12 protein-coding genes and 2 pseudogenes are annotated in these 16,799 nt (G+C 71.0%); 3 read left to right on the plus strand and 11 right to left on the minus strand.

Translation table 11 applies throughout. The features are described from left to right. Positions 1-6: 6 nt before the first annotated feature. Together DY245_RS05310 and DY245_RS05315 are read right to left on the minus strand one after the other, a co-directional pair. Positions 7-738, minus strand: coding sequence for a DUF6585 family protein (locus tag DY245_RS05310; protein WP_128504034.1), 732 nt, complete (start codon positions 736-738; stop codon positions 7-9). Continuing rightward, complete coding sequence (locus DY245_RS05315) at positions 735-1,805, minus strand: AfsR/SARP family transcriptional regulator (protein WP_128504036.1); 1,071 nt, start codon at positions 1,803-1,805, stop codon at positions 735-737. Before DY245_RS05315 ends, DY245_RS05310 begins: the two co-directional genes overlap by 4 nt. Before the next feature lie 162 nt (positions 1,806-1,967). Between DY245_RS05315 and DY245_RS05320 the strand changes: the two genes are divergently transcribed. Then, positions 1,968-4,334 (plus strand): helix-turn-helix domain-containing protein, encoded by a 2,367-nt coding sequence (locus tag DY245_RS05320; protein WP_128504038.1) that lies wholly within the window; start codon positions 1,968-1,970, stop codon positions 4,332-4,334. 773 nt (positions 4,335-5,107) lie between these two features. On the opposite strand, the gene DY245_RS05325 is transcribed toward DY245_RS05320, so the two are convergent. Beyond that, positions 5,108-6,649 carry an AMP-binding protein gene (locus DY245_RS05325; protein ID WP_128504041.1) on the minus strand — a complete coding sequence of 514 codons (1,542 nt, stop codon included), beginning with the start codon at positions 6,647-6,649 and terminating at the stop codon, positions 5,108-5,110. 126 nt (positions 6,650-6,775) lie between these two features. Beyond that, positions 6,776-8,002, minus strand: a pseudogene (locus DY245_RS05330) (AMP-binding protein); the annotation flags it as partial. 69 nt (positions 8,003-8,071) lie between these two features. Here DY245_RS05330 and DY245_RS05335 point away from each other — a divergent pair. Then, positions 8,072-9,010, plus strand: a complete 939-nt coding sequence (locus DY245_RS05335) for a helix-turn-helix transcriptional regulator (RefSeq protein WP_128504045.1) — start codon at positions 8,072-8,074, stop codon at positions 9,008-9,010. Positions 9,011-9,055: 45 nt separating this feature from the next. Here the strand turns inward: DY245_RS05335 and dmpI are convergent, their stop codons facing one another. Then, positions 9,056-9,259 carry a 4-oxalocrotonate tautomerase DmpI gene (gene dmpI, locus DY245_RS05340; protein ID WP_280524952.1) on the minus strand — a complete coding sequence of 68 codons (204 nt, stop codon included), beginning with the start codon at positions 9,257-9,259 and terminating at the stop codon, positions 9,056-9,058. Between the two features lie 153 nt (positions 9,260-9,412). Continuing rightward, on the minus strand, positions 9,413-10,372 hold the full coding sequence (locus tag DY245_RS05345) for a LysR family transcriptional regulator (RefSeq protein ID WP_128504050.1): 960 nt from the start codon (positions 10,370-10,372) through the stop codon (positions 9,413-9,415). Positions 10,373-10,462: 90 nt separating this feature from the next. On the opposite strand from DY245_RS05345, the gene DY245_RS05350 reads away from it, so the two are divergent. After that, entirely contained in the window at positions 10,463-11,014 is a 552-nt protein-coding gene (locus DY245_RS05350; protein WP_128504052.1) for a GNAT family N-acetyltransferase, read from the plus strand. 123 nt (positions 11,015-11,137) lie between these two features. Here DY245_RS05350 and DY245_RS05355 read toward each other — a convergent pair. The 5 genes and pseudogenes from DY245_RS05355 to DY245_RS05370 form a co-directional block, all read right to left on the minus strand. Next, the coding region (locus DY245_RS05355) for a GNAT family N-acetyltransferase (RefSeq protein ID WP_244942844.1) at positions 11,138-12,245 on the minus strand (1,108 nt) is incomplete at its 5' end. A gap of 1 nt (position 12,246) precedes the next feature. Continuing rightward, positions 12,247-12,459 (minus strand): annotated as a pseudogene (locus DY245_RS48635) (GNAT family N-acetyltransferase); the annotation flags it as partial. A 162-nt stretch (positions 12,460-12,621) separates the two neighbouring features. Beyond that, positions 12,622-13,782 carry a winged helix DNA-binding domain-containing protein gene (locus DY245_RS05360; RefSeq protein ID WP_128504054.1) on the minus strand — a complete coding sequence of 387 codons (1,161 nt, stop codon included), beginning with the start codon at positions 13,780-13,782 and terminating at the stop codon, positions 12,622-12,624. Between the two features lie 56 nt (positions 13,783-13,838). Beyond that, positions 13,839-15,080: an XdhC family protein gene (locus DY245_RS05365; protein ID WP_128504056.1), complete on the minus strand. Its 1,242-nt coding sequence runs from the start codon at positions 15,078-15,080 to the stop codon at positions 13,839-13,841. Between the two features lie 41 nt (positions 15,081-15,121). After that, positions 15,122-16,609: an NCS2 family permease gene (locus DY245_RS05370; RefSeq protein ID WP_128504059.1), complete on the minus strand. Its 1,488-nt coding sequence runs from the start codon at positions 16,607-16,609 to the stop codon at positions 15,122-15,124. Positions 16,610-16,799: the final 190 nt, after the last annotated feature.

The raw sequence follows: 16,799 nt of genomic DNA on the forward strand, positions 1-16,799 counted from the left end.
TCATCGTCATGGACGCATGCCGTCTGTTCGAAGGCGTTCAACGAGTGCGCAGAAGAGGAAGAGATTCGGGGTAGTGGACGTCGTTGGCATGAGGGTGTGCCAATTGCCGTCGGTGTTGAGCCTGATGGCCCCCGTCGTGATGTCGATCTGCCGCACCTGCGGCCATCGCGCGGACACCGTTCCCGACCCGACCTGCTCCCTGGTCAGCCAGACGTCCCCGAAGGCCAGTCGCTCGCCCCTTTCGAGTGCGGCCAGTGCCCGGGGCAGTTGGGCATGGGTGACGGCCCGCTGGATCGCGGGCCCCCATTCCTCCGCGCCGCTGTCCTGCGGCCTGCCGAGCAACACGACCCGCTCCCCTTCGACGTCGGTGAGCGCGTAGGTGCGAGTGGTGCGGAGGACGCGGGCGGCCGAGTCGTGCGGGTGCTGGGTGCTCTTCTGCAACACCGAGGTGGTGTCGTAGCGGACCACGTGGATCCGCCCGTTGACGGCAATCGTCAGCCCGTGCTCGTACAGGTCCAGTCGTGCGTCCGCGCCCGTCCTCGTCGCGGAAGGCCGACCGTACCGGGCGAAGGCCAGCAGGCCCCGGAGCCACCGGACCGGCACGGCATATGCGTGGGGTGTGTGCGCGGTACCCACGTAGGTGGCACGTCGCCTGCCGATGTGCTCGCGGCCGGCCGCTGCGGAGATCCTCGCCAGCAGCAGCTCCTCACCGCGCGAGCGCGGCGTCGGGCGGGTCACAGCCTGGTGCGGGCGAGGCCGAGCCCGGTGTCGTGCCCGCTCAGGATCATCTGGTGCGTCCGCCGCAGCATTTGGCCCGGAGGCACCCCCAGGTCGTCGGCCAGACGGCGGCGGGTGCGATCGAACACGGTCAACGCGTCGGCCTGTCGGCCGCTACGGTACAGCGCGCGCATGAGCATCGCGGCGACCGGTTCGTTCAGGGGCTGCGCCGCGGCCAAGGCCCACAGCTCGGCGACCACCTCGGCGTGCCGGCCCAGCCGCAGCTGCCAGTCCAGCTTCCGCTGCGCGAGGGCGATCCTGCGCTCGGTGAGCCGCAGCCGCTCCAGCTCGGCGAACGGCCCGGGCAGGCCGGACAGGAGCTCCCCGCGGAACAGGTCCAGCGCCTGGGAGCAGATGCGGACCGCCTCGGCCAGTTCACCGGCTCGCTCAGCCGTCCCGGCCGCGGTGACCCGTTCCTCCATGCGCGCCACGTCCACCTCGACCGAGCCGGGAGTCAGCCGGTAGCCACACCGGTCACTCTGGATCACCGGGTCCGGACCGTCCCCCATGCGCAGGATCCTGCGCAGTCGGTAGATGTACACCGGCACCACGTTCGTCATCGGTGGCTCCATCCCCCACACTCCGTCGAGCAGTTCCTGCTGGCTGACCGTCCGGTCCGGACACAGCACCAGCGTTGCCAGCACGGCTTGCTGACGGAGGTGCCCCAGGTCCACGGGCTGTCCGTCGAGCCATGCCTGCAGCGGTCCGAGCACGGAGATCCGCAACTGCGGTGCGCGCGCCCGGCGGACGACGGTCCGCGGTACCGGGCTTGCCGCCTGCCTGCGGGGTCCGTGGCTCGGGGCGACAAGGCCGCAGTCGAAGGCGTGGACGATGGCGGCGGCTCGGTCGCGCAGCCCGAGTTTGCCGAGGACCCGCGCGAGGTGTCCGGCCACAGCGTCCTCGGGCATGGCGAGGGCGGAGGCGATCTCGGCGTCCCTCAGGCCACAGCCGACCGCATAGAGCACCTCGCGCTCCTGATGCGTGAGCGTGGTGACGGTCGGTTGGCCGGTGGTTGCGGTCGTCGGCATCGCGGCTCCCTGGGCTCCGGACGGATCGGTCTGGCGGATGCCTCGACGCTGGCCCCGGCACCGGTCAACGGACAGGCCAACAGACCGGCCGTATCCGGCCGGTGGCCGCGCTAGAGTCCCTCACCTGGGGAAAGACGAGATGGCGGGGGAAGGCCATGACCTGTGACCAGTGAGTTCAACGTGCTGTTACGGCAACTGCGGCACAAGGCGGAGATGACTCAGGAGGCCCTGGCGGAGCGCGCAGGAGTGGGCGTGCGCACCATCCGCGGGTTGGAGACCGGCGAGCGCGCCGACCCCAGGGTGACCACCGTGCGGCTGCTGGCCGATGCCCTCGGGCTGAGCCCCGAGGAACGCGAGGAGCTGTTGGCGGCCGCCATCCGCCGGACCGGGGAGGGGAACCAGCCGGACGACTCGGCCGACCGTGTCGAACCGGCGCGGGGGCAGCCGGGCTCGGTGTTGCACGAAACCCTGGCTGACGTCGCCGAGCAGCTCGCGCAGGCGGCGGCTGCCCGCTGGCAGCGCGAGGAGGAGCAGCGGCAGGTCCACGATCCCTACCCGCTGCCGGTGCGCTGGCGACCGGTTCCCGAGGAGCTGATTGACCACTGGGCCAACATCCGCCGCCTGCCCGCCGGGGCTACGCCCGGTCCGCTGGACCTGAGTGGGCGACTGGACGAGATCGTGGGCGTGTACCGGCGGATCCCGTCCGGGCGGCTGGTGGTGCTGGGCCGGTCCGGCTCCGGGAAGACGATTCTCGCCGTGCGGTTCGTTCTCGACCACCTGAAGTCGAGGGCCCGCACCGAAGCCGTACCGGTGATCTTCAGCATCGGCTCGTGGGATCCCACCGCCATCACGTTCCGGGACTGGCTGACCGCGCAACTGACGCGCGATCACCCCGGTCTTGCCGCCCCGGGGCCCGGCGGGTCGAGCTTGGCCGCCGTACTGGTCGAGACCGGCCGAGTGCTCCCCGTGCTGGACGGTTTCGACGAGATCGCCAGCGGTCTGCGCCGTCCCGCGCTGGAGGCACTCAACGCCACCACCATGCCGCTGCTGCTGACGAGCCGTCCGTCCGAGTACGCCGCGGCCGTGGCGGAGACCGACGTGCTCACCTCCGCCGCTGCGGTGGATCTGACCGATCTCACCCCGGGCGACCTGGCCGACTACCTGCCGCGCACCACGCGCAAGGCCCGCGGCGGGGTCCCCGCGGCGACCGCCTGGGACCCGGTGTTGCGCGAGCTGCGCGAGGGGGCGCACAGCCAGGGCGGTGCCAATCTCGCTGCGGTGCTGACCACTCCGCTGATGGTCACGCTGGCCCGCGCCGTCTACAGCGATACCCCCGGCAACGACCCGGCCTCGCTCCTGGATACCAGGCGATTCGGCAGCCCTGAGAAGCTGGAGGACCACCTCCTCGACAACTTCACCGCCACGGTCTACCGCCCGCTGCCCGAGCACCGCCCGGGCAGAAGGCCGCGTCGCACCTACGACCCCGAACGCGCCCAGTACTGGCTCGGCTACCTCGCCCACCATCTGACCCGGCTCGACACCCCCAACCTGGAGTGGTGGCGGCTCGGTTGCGGGCTTCGTCGCGCCACGCGCACGCTGGTGACCGCGCTGGTGATCAGTCTGACCATCGGGCTCGTCGACTGTGTCGTAGGCACCCTCTTCGACTCCCTCGAATTCCAGCTCACGGACGGGATGGTGGCAGGGCTCTTCTCCGGACTCATGTTCGGGATCGCGTACTGGTTCCTGGTGGCGGCCAAGGATGCGCCGGTGCAGCCATCCGGCGTGCGCATGCGGCTGTCCGGCAGGGACATGCGGATATTCCGCAAGGAAAGCAAGACCAGACGGAGAGCCCTCGCCCGACTCGGGATCGGGTTGCTGTGCGGGCTCGTCTTCGGCGTCGCCTACGGCTTCGCACGCGGAGTGCTCAACGGCGTCCTCGCCCACGTCAGCCTCCCGACCTACCTGGTCATCGGCCTCGACGACGGCATCATCTACGGACTTGTGTTCGCGCTGGGAGCCGGCCCCGCCTTCGGCCTCCTGACTCTCCTCGAAACCCCTCTCGACATCCGATCCGCCGTCAATCCGGTCAGCCTGCTGCGCACGAACTGCCGCACAGTCACCACCCAATTCCTCGTCTGGGCCCCAGCCTTCGGACTCCTGGTCGGCTTTGGATCCGGGGTGGTGGTCCAGCCCATGCCGGCAATCCTGGGCCCACTCGTCTGGAATCTCACGGCCTCGCTCAAACTCGGCGTCATCAGCGGGCTCGGAGGCGCCCTCGGCTACGCGCTCAGCCTGACCGCCTGGGGCCAGTGGGCGGTCTTCGCCCGGATCTGGCTGCCGCTGACCGGCCGGCTGCCCTGGTCGGTCGTCACCTTCCTTGAGGACGCCTACCAGCGGGGTGTGCTCCGCCAGGCCGGTGCGGTCTACCAGTTCCGCCACGCCCGCCTCCAACACCACCTCGCCCGCGCCTACCGGGCGCCCCGCGTCCCGGAACAGCCGACCGGACAGGGGAGCGCCGTGCCCGCGTGATAGCGGTGATCTCCGTCGCTCACGTCGATTTCATCCATGAAAGCAGTGCCGAGATGGGCCCCGCCCGCCAGGCGCTGGTATACGCCCCACAAGGGGCGACCGACCTGAAGCCCGGGCGGCCGTCCCGGACATCTCCGATCTCCTGCCCGGCGAGCCGGCTTCCGGGCCGCGGAGAGCGCCCCCTGAGGGGCGCTCCGTGCCGTCTGCCGCGGTGGCGGGGCGATGTCGCATGATGGCGCCCGGCCGCCGCACGCTCCGCCCTGATTTCCCGGCGCTGTTCGTCAGGTACTGGGAGCTTCCGTGTTCCGCCGCCGGGCGGCCGTGGCCGAGCAAGTCGGCTTTGGACGCGCCGCCCAGGGCTCGCGCTGGCGGCTACGGCAAGGGCAATTCGTCCCGCGTCACCGGCATGTGCATATGGTTCGCATCCCCACCGTCACCGTGGCGCAAATGCGCAGGTCGGCGCTCCGTGTCCGGCCAGGCATGTCGTGTGGCAACCACCCCGGCTCGAACCTACGCCGCGGCTATCCCTGTAGCTGGATGACCTCCTGGACCACGAGCTCTCCCCCGGACACCGGCGGGGCTCCCCGTTCCCATGGTGGGTTCCCCACCACGAGTTCGAGCCTGCGCAGAACAGGCCAGTTCGGAGAAGACGCAATCGCCGCAATGTGCCAAAGACTGAGCCGGCCCAGGCACGCAGGACCTCGACGACGATAGTCAGGCCCCCAACGTGTCCCTTTCGTTGGCCTCCGCGCCCGCTGCCTGCGGCCGGCCAGTCAGTTGACTCCCCGCTCAAGCTCGGACCAGTACGGCTGCCGGAGCTTGAACTTCTGGATCTTGCCTGTGGCCGTGCGGGGGATCGCGTCGCGGAATTCGACGGACGTCGGGGCCTTGTAGCCGGCCAAGTGCTGCTTGCAGTGGGCGATGATGTCGGACTCCTGAGCCGTCGCGCCCTCGGCGAGGACCACGAGGGCTTTGATCGTCTCGCCCCATTTTTCGTGCGGTACGCCGATGACGGCGACCTCGGCGACTGCCGGGTGGCTGAAGATCGTGTCCTCCACCTCGATGGACGACACGTTCTCACCGCCGGTGATGATGACGTCCTTCTTGCGGTCGGAGATCGTCAGATGGCCGTCGGTCTCGTTGAGGGTGCCGCCGTCGCCGGTGTGGAACCAGCCGTCCTCAAGAGCCGCCGACGTCTCCTCCGGCTTGTCCCAGTACCCGTCGAGCACCGTATTCGAGCGGGCCAGGACCTCGCCGGAGTCCGAGATCTTCAGCTTGACGCCGAGCGCGGGCAGACCCGCGTGGGACAGGTTGCGTGCCCGCTCCTCGGCGGAAAGGTCTGCGTCGCCGGGCTGGGTCCGGTTGAAGGTGAGGAGTGGCGAGGTTTCGGTGAGGCCGTAGATCTGCGTGAACTCCCAGCCCAGTTCCTCACCCACCCGTTGGATCATCTTGGTCGGTGGCGGCGCCCCCGCGCAGATGATGCGTACGCGGTCGCGGCCCGGGATCTCGCCCTCCCACGTCGCTGCCGCATCGAGCACCATGTTCCAGACGGCCGGGGCACCGCACATGAGGGTGACCCCGTGCTCGTCGACGCGTCGGAGGATCTCGGTGCCGTCGACCTTGCGCAGCACCACCTGCTTCACGCCCAGGCCCGCCATCACATACGGCATTCCCCAGCCGTTGCAGTGGAACATCGGCAGGGTGTGCAGGTAGACATCGCGCTCCCACACCCGCGTGTGCAGGCCGAAGGTCATGCCGTTGACCCAGATGTTGCGGTGGGTCAGTTGCACGCCCTTGGGACGGGCGGTGGTACCCGAGGTGTAGTTGATGGTCGCGGTGGCGTCCTCGTCCGGGTGGGACCAGGGGCGAGGCTCGACACCGAACCGCATCAGCTCGGTCTCGGTCTGCTCGCCGAGAACGAAGCGGTGGCGCACCTTGACGTCGGACAGTGCGGCGTCGAGTTCCGGGTCGACGAGGAGGACCGAGGCCCCGCTCTGCGCCACCATGTAATCGACCTCTTCCGGCTTGAGGCGGAAGTTCACCGGCACACAGATACGGCCGCTCATGGGCACCGCGAACAGCAGCTCCAGCATGCGTGCGGAGTTGTGGCCGGCCACCGCCACCCGCTCGCCCTCGCCGACCCCGAGAGCGTCCAGCCCCGCCTGCCAGGCACGGACCCGTTCAGCGAACCGCCCGTAGGTCGATACGGGCACCGGCGGGGCGGGCTGATGCGGCTCGTCGACCACGCCCGGGCTGTTGCGGAAGCCCAGGTCGGCGCGGTCGAGGAAGTCCGCGATCGTCATCGGTGTCCGCATGTTCTCTCCTGTGCTCGGATGGATCCGGTGCGACGTGCCTCGAAGCTGAAAGGGAGTCTGGCAGGTGCTGGGCTGAAGGAGTTGAAGCTACGGATTCTGCGACGGCAACGGTCAAGCAGTCAGCCGCATTTGGAAGGGAATGCCCCCTGATTCGGACGCCTTGAAGACATCGTCGGCGCGCCCGATGTAGGTGATCCGGCCGTCCTTGTCGCGGGAGCCGATGTCGCCGGTGCGGTAGTAGCCGCCGGCCATCGCCTCCGCGGTGCGTACCGGGTCTCCGTGGTAGCCGGTCATCAGGCCGACCGGTTGTGTGCGCAGGTCGAGGGCGAGCTCGCCCTCGTCGGCCGGTGCGCCGCTGACCGGGTCGAGCAGGACGACGTCGAAGCCGGGGGTGGGCCGGCCCATGGAGCCCGGTTTGACGGTCTGGTCGGGGGTGTTGGCCACTTGGACGGCGGTCTCGGTCTGCCCGAAGCCGTCGCGGATCGTGACGCCCCAGGACTGCCGCACCTGCTCGATGATCTCCGGGTTGAGCGGTTCCCCGGCCGCGACGATCTCGCGCGGCGGGTGGCGGAGCGCCGACAGATCGGCCTGGATGAGCATCCGCCAGACGGTGGGCGGGGCGCAGAAGCTGGTGACCTGTGCCCGGTCCATCTCGGTCATCAGCCGGGCCGCGTCGAAGCGGGTGTAGTTGTGGATGAAGACGGTGGCCTCGGCGTTCCAGGGCGCGAAGAGGTGGGACCAGGCGTGCTTGGCCCATCCGGGCGAGGAGATGTTCAGATGCACATCGCCGGGTCGCAGCCCGATCCCGTACATCGTCGCGAGGTGGCCGACGGGGTAGGACGCATGGGTGTGTTCGACGAGTGTGGGGCGGGCGGTGGTGCCGGAGGTGAAGTAGAACATCAGCGTGTCGTCGGCCCGGGTGGGCCCGCCCGGCAGGAAGGTGTCGGGGCCGTCGTAGGCCTCTTCGTACGGCAGCCGGCCGGGACGCGCGCCGCCGACCGCGATCCGGGTGCAGTCGCCCGGTACGGAGGCGAACTTGTCGGTGTCGGCGGCGCGTACGACGACATGCCGGGCCCGGCCGCGGTCGATACGGTCGGTGAGATCGGCGGGGCCGAGCAGCGGGGTCTCGCGGCCGTCCTCCTCGACGATGTGCAGCGCGGTGCGGTCGTTGCCGCGGGCGATGATGTCGAACCGGTCCAGCACCCAGTTGAAATACTCGGGGCGGGGCCGGCGGAAGGCCGCGCGGGCCGCGTCATGGTCCTCCCGGTGCCGGAGCAGAAGGTCCCGCGCCGCCCGGAATGCCTCGGTGGCCGCCGGTGCGCGGCCCGTCGCACCGGTTTCCGCGTCCGTCATATGTCCTCCTCATTGCCGCACCGCTACCTGCCATCGTGTAATCAGTGGCGCAGGTCTCACCACCCCCTAATGGGGGGAAGCGGAGGTTTCGGCGTGCGGCTCGACTCGGGGGCGAAGGATGCGGTGGACGTACGGGCGGCGCTGTCGCGGCTGCGGCGGACCAGCGGTCTGCCGGTGGCGTTCGGCGGTCTGCCGGCCGGTACGGGCCGCTACCGCATCAAGGAGCTGTCGGGTACGGAGACCACGGTACTGAGCGGTCTGGACATCCTGCAGGGCAACGGGCTGGGCGGTAAGGCCGTGGCGCTGTCCCGGCCGCTCGCGGTGACCGACTACAGCATCTCCTCGGTGATCAGCCATGAGTACGACGCGGCGGTGGCCGCCGAGGGGCTGCGGTCGGTGCTCGCGGTACCGGTGATCGTCCGGCGCCGGGTGCGCGGGGTGCTGTACGGGGCGCTGCGCCGGCCGGTGCGGCTCGGCGACCGGCCGTTGTCGGCCGCGATGGAGGCGGCGCGGGAGCTGGAGCAGGCGCTGCTCCTCCAGGACGAGGCGGCGCAGCTGCTGTCATTGGTGCTCCCCCATGCCTCAAGGGCACGGGAGGTACCCCCATCGACCGCCGCCGACCCGGCGATGTGGGAGGAGGTCCGGGAGGCGCACGGCGAGCTGCGCGCGCTGTCGCAGCGGGTCGCCGATCCGCTGCTGCGGCAGGAGATGCTGGCGGTGTGCAGCCGGCTCGCGGCGGCCTCGTCGCGGCGGACGGGCGGGGCGGGCCCCGGGGGCGCCGCTGCCCATGCCCTTGCGGCACGGGGGGAGGGTCCTGTGCTGTCGCCGCGCGAGGTGGACGTACTGGCCTGTGTGGCGTCGGGTGCGACGAACGCGGTGGTGGCCGAGCGGCTGGGGCTGCGCCCGGAGACGGTCAAGAGCTATCTCCGGTCGTCCATGCGGAAGTTGGGGGCGCACACCCGTCTGCAGGCGGTGATCGCGGCGCGCCGGGCGGGGCTGCTCCCGTAGGGCGGTGGGCCGGCCCTCCCCCGTGAAGGCCGGCCCGCCCGTCGTCTACTTGTCGGCGATCAGCTTGCCCGCCGCGCCCCAGCTGTCGGTGGGCACCTCCTGGATCCAGACCTGGACGGTCTCGGCGGGGATCTTGTACGCGTCGACGAACGCGTCGGTGATCTGCTTGACCAGCTCCCGCTTGAGCTCGACGCTGCGCGGGCCCTGCTGGACGGTGACGATCGGCATGGCTGAACTCCCTTGTCGGATATGGCCGTACGGGAACGGGAAGATCAGGGAATTCCCCGTGTTCCCCGGCCGGGGACTCCCCGGGATCTCCCGGGTTTCCGGTGGTTCACCGGCGTGCCCTCAGTCCATCGCGAACGGGCCGTGCGACCAAGAAGCGGATCGCGCACACAGCGATCACCGATCGAGATCGAGCCTCTCGCCGTCCGTCGCGGCGCAGGCCCGCAGCAGCAGATCCAGCCCGGCGGGCGGGTCGGTACGGCGCACCGCGAGATACGCCGTCAGCTCCATGCCCGGGTTGCGGAACGGCAGGAAGGCGACCCGGGGGGTACTGAGCCGGCGGGCGTGCGAGGCGTAGACGACGGTCCACAGCCCGTCCGCCGGGCCGGCGGCGCCGATCGCGGTCAGGGTGTCGTCCAGCGAGCCGTAGCGGGGCCCCGGTACGGGGGTGAAGCCGGCGCCGTGGCAGGCGTTGACGACCAGGTCGACCAGGGCGCGGTTGTTGCGCCGCTCGGTCAGCACCAGCGGGACGGCTTCGAGATCGGCGAGCGTGATCGTGCCCGGTGCGGCGGGCACGGGGGTCCCTCCCCTGCCCTTGGGGCCGGCGAGAGGGTGCCGGGCCGGGACGACCGCCACCAGCGGGTCCTGCCACAGCGGGACGAAGTTCAGGCCCTCCCGGCCGCCGCCGTCCGGATCGCCCCGGAGGAACGCCGCATCCAGCTCACGGGAGGCGACCTGGTCGAGCCGCTGCTGGGCGCGCGCGGACACCAGCTCCACCCGGATCTCCGGGGCGAGGCCGGCCAGCGCGTCGAGCACCCGGTCCAGGTGCGCGCCCAGGCCGGTGCTCGTCCCCAGGCGCAGGGTGCCGGCGCGGTGCGCGGTCAGCTCCGCGACGACGGTGCGGGCGCGCTCCTCGGCGGCGAGCAGCGCCCGTGCCTCCGGCAGGAAGCGCTCGCCGACGGCGGTGAGGCGCACATGGCGCGCCGAACGGTCGAACAGCTCGACCTTCAACTCCCGCTCCAGCCGCCTGATCTGCTGGCTGACCGCCGACTGCACGATGTGCAGCCGCTCCGCCGCCCGCCCGAAATGCAGCTCCTGCGCGACCATGACGAAGTACCGCACCTGCCGCAGTTCCACGCCTCCCCCTTCCCGGCCCGCTCGGGCCGGCACCCCGCGGACCGGTCAATTCGATTGCCGTACGGCCCGTGGCCCCGACATCATCCCTCCATGATCGATGCCTCCGCGCTGTCCGAGAAGCCGGTGCTCACCGGCGCCCGTATCCGGTTGGCTCCGTTGTCGATACGGCATGCGGCCGCCTTTCACCACACCTTCCTGGACCCCGAGACCCGCCGGCTGACCGGCACCCATCACGACTGGACGCTGCGGGAGCTGCAGGACTGGTGCGCCGGGAGCGCCGACCGCGAGGACCGGCTGGACCTCGCCATCGAGGACCGGGAGAGCGGTGACTACTTGGGCGAGCTGGCGCTGAGCCAGATCGACCCGGACAACGCCCACGGCAGTTTCCGAATCTCCCTCACCCAGGACGCGACCGGCCACGGCATCGGCAGCGAAGCCATCCGTCTGCTCCTCGGCTACGCCTTCGACCGGGTCGGCCTGCACCGCGTCCAGCTGGAGGTCTTCGCCTTCAACGAGCGCGCCCGGCGGGCGTACGAGAAGTGCGGCTTCGAGGTGGAGGGCCGGATGCGGGAGGCCCTGTTCTGGGACGGTGAGTGGCATGACGTGTTCGTGATGGCGGCGCTGCGGCCGCGGCGGGCCTGAGCGGCGGGCGTCCGGGGTCCGGGCCGCGACCGCCGCTCAGCACCTCACTCCGGGGAGTTTGGTGGTTCTCTCACTGGTGAACTCAGTAGTTCTCGTGTGAACTCAGTAATTCCCCGCGTGAACTCAGTAGTTCTCCCCCGTGAAGGGCAGCCACTCGGTCTCCAGCGCGGCGTCCAGGCGGCGGACCGCGCCCGGGGTGTGCTCGGTGGCCAGACCGGCCTGTACGAGGTTGCGCAGACGGGCGCCGCCCAGGTAGCAGGTGGCCAACTCCCGTACGTCCAGGGCGATATCGGGCGCCTCGGTGGTGGACGTCCAGGTGGCTCCGTCGGGTCCCGCGGTCAGGCGGAAGCGGCCCGCGTTGGCGGGCAGGGCGGGATCGCCCAGGTCGATGACGAGGTCGACGGGGGACGCCCAGGAGCGGGCGGTCAGGGCGGCGCGGACGTCCACGAGCCGGACCCACAGCGAGGGTTCCTGGCCGGTGACGCGGACCTGGTCGCGGTCGGCGACGAGGTGCAGCAGCGGGTCGTCGGCGGGGCGGGCCTCCACCACCACGGTCGTGGTGAGGTCGATCGAGGCGAGGTAGGACCACAGGGCGGCGGCGGCCGGTGCGGATTCCGCCTCCAGCTCCTCGACGGCGACCCTGCCGGGCCGGCCCTCGCCCGCGCCGCGGGTGCGGTAGACCGCATAGCCGCCGGGGACCTCGCCGGGCGCGCCCAGCACCACGACGCGTACCGCGCCGAAGCCGTCCTGCTCGGCATTCATCCGGGCGCCGTTGAGGTCCAGCACCTGTTTGCGCCACCACTCCTCGTCGCGGGTGAACCGGCCGGCGCGGTGGGCCAGGCTCGCGTCGTAGCGCGGCGCGAGCACCGCGGGCGCGTCGGCCGGGTCGATCAGCCGCAGCGGGCGGCGGTCGGGGGCGATGCGCAGGGCGAGCGGCCGGGACGAGTCGATCTCGATGCCGTACGCCTCGGTGGCGGCGCCGAAGCCGAAGCGGCCGTAGATGGCGCTCTCGGACGCCCAGAGGCAGGCCAGCGGCTGCCCTTCGGCGGCGCAGCGGCGCCATAGCTCGTCCATCATCGCGGTGAGCGCTCCGCGGCGCCGGTGCGTGGGGGCGACGGAGACGAAGTCCACGGCTGCGCAAGGGAGTTGGCCACCCGGGACGGAGAGGGTGAGGCGGTGCGCGGCGGCCAGACCGGCCAGCCGCTCGCCGTCGTACACACCGATCCGGGCGNGAGGCGGTGCGCGGCGGCCAGACCGGCCAGCCGCTCGCCGTCGTACACACCGATCCGGGCGCAGGCCTCCAGCAGCTCCCGGTGATACCGGCGGGTGTTGTCGCCGGGCTTCAGATGGAAGGCGAGATAGGCCAGGTCCAGGGCCTGGTCGAGGCCGGCCTCGGGGATGTCCCGGATGTCCGTGCTCGGGCGGGCGTGGTCGTTGCTTGTCACCCGGGGACGCTAACCCGGCGCGCGGCGACCCTTCATCCCGTTTTTGACGCCGCCCGTTTCCCTCGCCTGTCTGTGAGCGCCCGTCCGTCACGGCCTGTTGCGTCCCGGTCCGTTGCGTCAAGGCCCTTTGCACCACGGCCCGTTGCGTCACGGCCTGCTATGTCACGGCGTCGCGCCCTTGGCGACCCGGCCGTAGCGGATGTCGTACGAGGCGTCCGGGGCGGTCATCCGCAGCACCCCGGCCGCCTCGTCCTCCACCGCGGCGCGCTCGGCGCCGGTCAGCGGGGCGAAGGCCTCGATGGTCAGCTGAGCGGCGCCGCCCGCCGTATCGATCCGCCACAGGCCGCGGACGGTGCCGTCGACGAGCAGGACACGGTGGGCGACATTGCGGTCCCAGGTGCGGCCCTGGTACTCGGGCGCGATGATGCGGGCGCGGTCGGCATGCGAGAGCGTGAGGTTGTCGAACTCCGGAAGGAAGCGGACCGGCGCTTCGGTGTCCGGGTGCGGCAGCGGCGCGTCGGGCAGATCGAACAGCTCCACCCCGCTCTCGTCGCGGAAGGTGCGCAGCCGCGGCCGCAGCGGGGCGATCACTTCGCGCAGCCGGGTCAGCCCGCACCAGGTCTGCATGTCCTTGACGGAGGCCGGGCCGAATGCGGCCAGGTAGCGCAACAGGACGGCGGCCAGGGCTTCTTGAGGATCCTCGGCGGCCGGGCCCGGCTCCGCCGCGGGCCGCGGCGCCCCGGCCAGCCAGGTGTCAAGGGTGGTGTGCGCGGCCGGTCCGCTGCGTCCCCACAGAGCCCGCGGGGTGACCTGCACCAGCGGGAGCATCTGGCGGGCCGCCATGGACAGCGACCGGTGGTCGTGCTGCGGCCAGTCCTCCTGGAGCCGCTGCCCCAGCTCCTGGAAGGTCAGTGGTCGCTGCTCGACGAGCGTACGGGCTGCCGCGGCCAGCCGGTCCAGATCGACGCCGGCCAGTGTTGTGGCGAAGTTGCCGCGCAGGGTGCGGTCGTGCACCGGCTGGTGGAGCGGGCGCAGCAGCCGGGCGTCACGGGCGCTGACCAGGTGGATGGTGGAGCGCATCGCCGAGATACGGACGGCCTGCCGGGTCTCCAGCAGACCGGACAGCTCCTGCGGCCGGAAATCGGCCAGCCGGGCGGCCAGCGCGTAATACGGCGGGCGGGGCGCCTGGGCCTGCAGGCCGACCAGCCACTCCACGGCGTCGAGGACGGCCATCTCGCCACGGCGGAGCAGGAGTTGGCGGTCCAGGGTGGCCCGGCCCAGGGCGCGGGCGGTGAGCACGGGAGCGGTGCGGCGCTGCGTCATGCCGACGACAGTACGGGCCCTTGCGGACGAACCGTGTCCGCAAGGGCCCGGTCGCCTCAGGCCACCGACCCGATCCGCCCCACCGGCCGCGCCGCGTCATGGTGGATGGGCGTGTGTGCTCCGGTCAGCGGGATACCGGTGCCGCCGCGGCGGTTGGCGACGATCTCGGCGGCGATGGAGAGCGCGGTCTCCTCCGGGGTGCGGGCGCCGAGGTCGAGGCCGATGGGCGAGCGCAGGCGGTTGAGTTCGAGCTCGGTGAGGCCGACGTCGCGCAGGCGCTGCTGGCGGTCCAGGTGGGTGCGGCGCGAGCCCATGGCGCCCACGTAGGCGACCGGGAGCTTGAGCGCGCGCTCCAGCAGCGGTACGTCGAACTTGGCGTCGTGGGTGAGGACGCACAGCACGGTGCGGGAGTCGAGTTCCTGGGAGTCGAGGTAGCGGTGCGGCCAGTCGACGACGATCTCGTCGGCGTCCGGGAAGCGGGTCCGGGTGGCGAAGACGGGCCGGGCGTCGCAGACCGTGACGTGGTAGTTGAGGAACTTGCCGACCCTGACCAGGGCGGCGGCGAAGTCGATGGCACCGAAGACGATCATGCGGGGCGCGGGGGCGGAGGACTCCACGAGGAGGACGACCTGCCGGCCGCACCGCGAGCCGCTCCGCAGCGCTCCGCCTTCGCCCTCCGATTCTTCCTCGGATGCGGAGCCCTCGCCGATCTCCACCGTCGTGGTGCGTCCGGCATCCAGCAGGGCGCGGGCTCCCTCGATCGCGGTGCGGTCGAGCGCGGGATGGCCGCCGAGGGTGCCGGTGTGGCTGCCGTCGGGGCGGACGAGCAGGGCGCGGCCGAGGAGTTCGGCGGGGCCCTGGATGATCCGGGCGAGCGCCGCCGCCTCCCCGGTGGCGGCGGCGGCCAGCCCGGCGGCGAGCGTGTCGGCGGTGCTGCCCACCCACTCCCCCGCCGATCCGCTGTCGCCTGCGGATCGCGGGACGCTCGTCCGTACCGGTTGGACGAGGATGTCGATGATGCCGCCGCAGGTCAGGCCCACGGCGAAGGCATCCTCGTCGCTGTAGCCGAAGCGCTCCAGGACCGGTTCACCGGTCCGCAGCGCCTCCTGGCACAGGTCGTACACCGCCCCCTCCACGCATCCGCCGGAGACCGACCCGATGGCCGTGCCGTCACTGTCGACGGCAAGGGCGGCTCCGGGCTGGCGGGGCGCGCTGCCATTGGTGGCCACCACGGTGGCCACCGCGAACTCGCGGCCCTGCTCGACCCACCGATGAAGCTCTTCGGCGATGTCCAGCATGTCGGTCTCCTTACGGATAACGGATGGGTGGAAGCGGCGGATCAGTGGTGCATACCCAGCCAGCTCTCGATCGGGTTGAGCGAGAAGTAGGCCAGGAACACCAGGGAGAGCACCCACATCAGCCAGCCGGGCTCGCGCCACTTGCCCTGGACGGCCTTGATCGCGACATGCGCGACCACGCCGGCCGCGATGCCCGCGGTGATGGAGTACGTGAACGGCATGAGGACCGTCGTCAGGAACACCGGGATCGAGGTCGCCGGGTCGTCCCAGTTGATGTGCTTGGCGTTGGTCAGCATCATCGAGCCGATCACCACCAGCGCGGCGGCCGCCACCTGGGTCGGGATGACCTGGGCCAGCGGGGTGAAGAAGAGGCAGAGCGCGAAGCCGAGGCCGGTGATGACGCTGGCGAAGCCGGTGCGCGCGCCGTCGCCGACACCCGCGGTGGACTCCACGAACACGGTCTGGCCGGAGGCGCCGGTGAGGCCGCCCATGATCCCGCCCGCACCGTCGATGGCCAGGGCCTTGTTCAGACCGGGCATCTTGCCGTCCTTGTCGGCGAGGTTGGCCTGCTGGCCGATGCCGATGATCGTGCCCATGGCATCGAAGAAGCCGGCCAGCACGAGTGTGAAGACGATGACACCGATGGTGATCCCGCCGACGTTGCCCAGGCCGCTGAAGGACACATGGCCCAGCAGTCCGAAGTCGGGGTTGGAGACGACGGAACCGGAGATCACCGGGGCGTTGCGGCCGCCCCAGTCCTTGACGCTCAGCCCGGCGAGCTGGTGGACGACCGCGGCGAAGAGCGTGCCGCCGACGATACCGATCAGGATCGCACCGGGGACCTTGCGGACCTGGAGCAGGAAGATCAGCAGCACGGTGAAGGCGAAGCACAGCACCGGCCAGCCGGTGAGCATGTCGGCGGTGCCGAGCTGGATCGGCTTGGCGCCGGCGAGACCGCCCGGGCCGGGCATGGAGGTCACAAAGCCCGCCTGGACGAGGCCGATGAGGCAGACGAACAGACCGATACCCATGGTGATCGCGTGCTTGAGCGGCAACGGGATGGCGTTCATGATCAGTTCACGCAGGCCGGTGACGACCAGCAGAACGATCACGGCACCGTAGATGACGCACATCGCCCAGGCGTTGTCCCAGGTCATGGTGGGGGCGACCTGGAAGGACATCACGGCGGAAACGCTCAGGCCGGCCGCCAGCGCGAGAGGGACATTGCCGAGGAAGCCCATGACGATCGTGGTGACGGCGGCGGCGAGCGCGGTCGCCGTGGTCACCTGGTCGGCATTGAGCGTGGCGCCGGTGATGTCCTTCGTCGTGGTCAGGATCACCGGGTTCAGGAGGATGATGTACGCCATCGCCATGAAGGTGGTGACGCCGCCACGCACCTCCCGGCCGACCGTCGACCCTCTGTCGGATATGTGGAAGTACCGGTCGAGCCAGGACCGGCCGGCGGGCTGACGCGAGCCGTCGCCCGCGTCTTCCGCCGTGGTCCTCGGCTCAGTGGACTGCTGGGTCATGGTGCCTTACTCCCAAGGTTCACAGGGGCACTCGCATCGCAGTGCGAGATTTGGGATGAAACTTCGGCTGCACGACCCGGGGGACGGCCCGAGGCGAACGTGGGGACTGACTGCGTACGAGGCAGCAGCAACTGCGTGGTGCGAGGGGGGAAACTCCGGGCGATACGCGGAGGAGGACGGACAGGGGCAC

Origin of the sequence: Streptomyces inhibens (assembly GCF_003389455.1) — a bacterium.
GTDB lineage: Bacteria > Actinomycetota > Actinomycetes > Streptomycetales > Streptomycetaceae > Streptomyces > Streptomyces inhibens.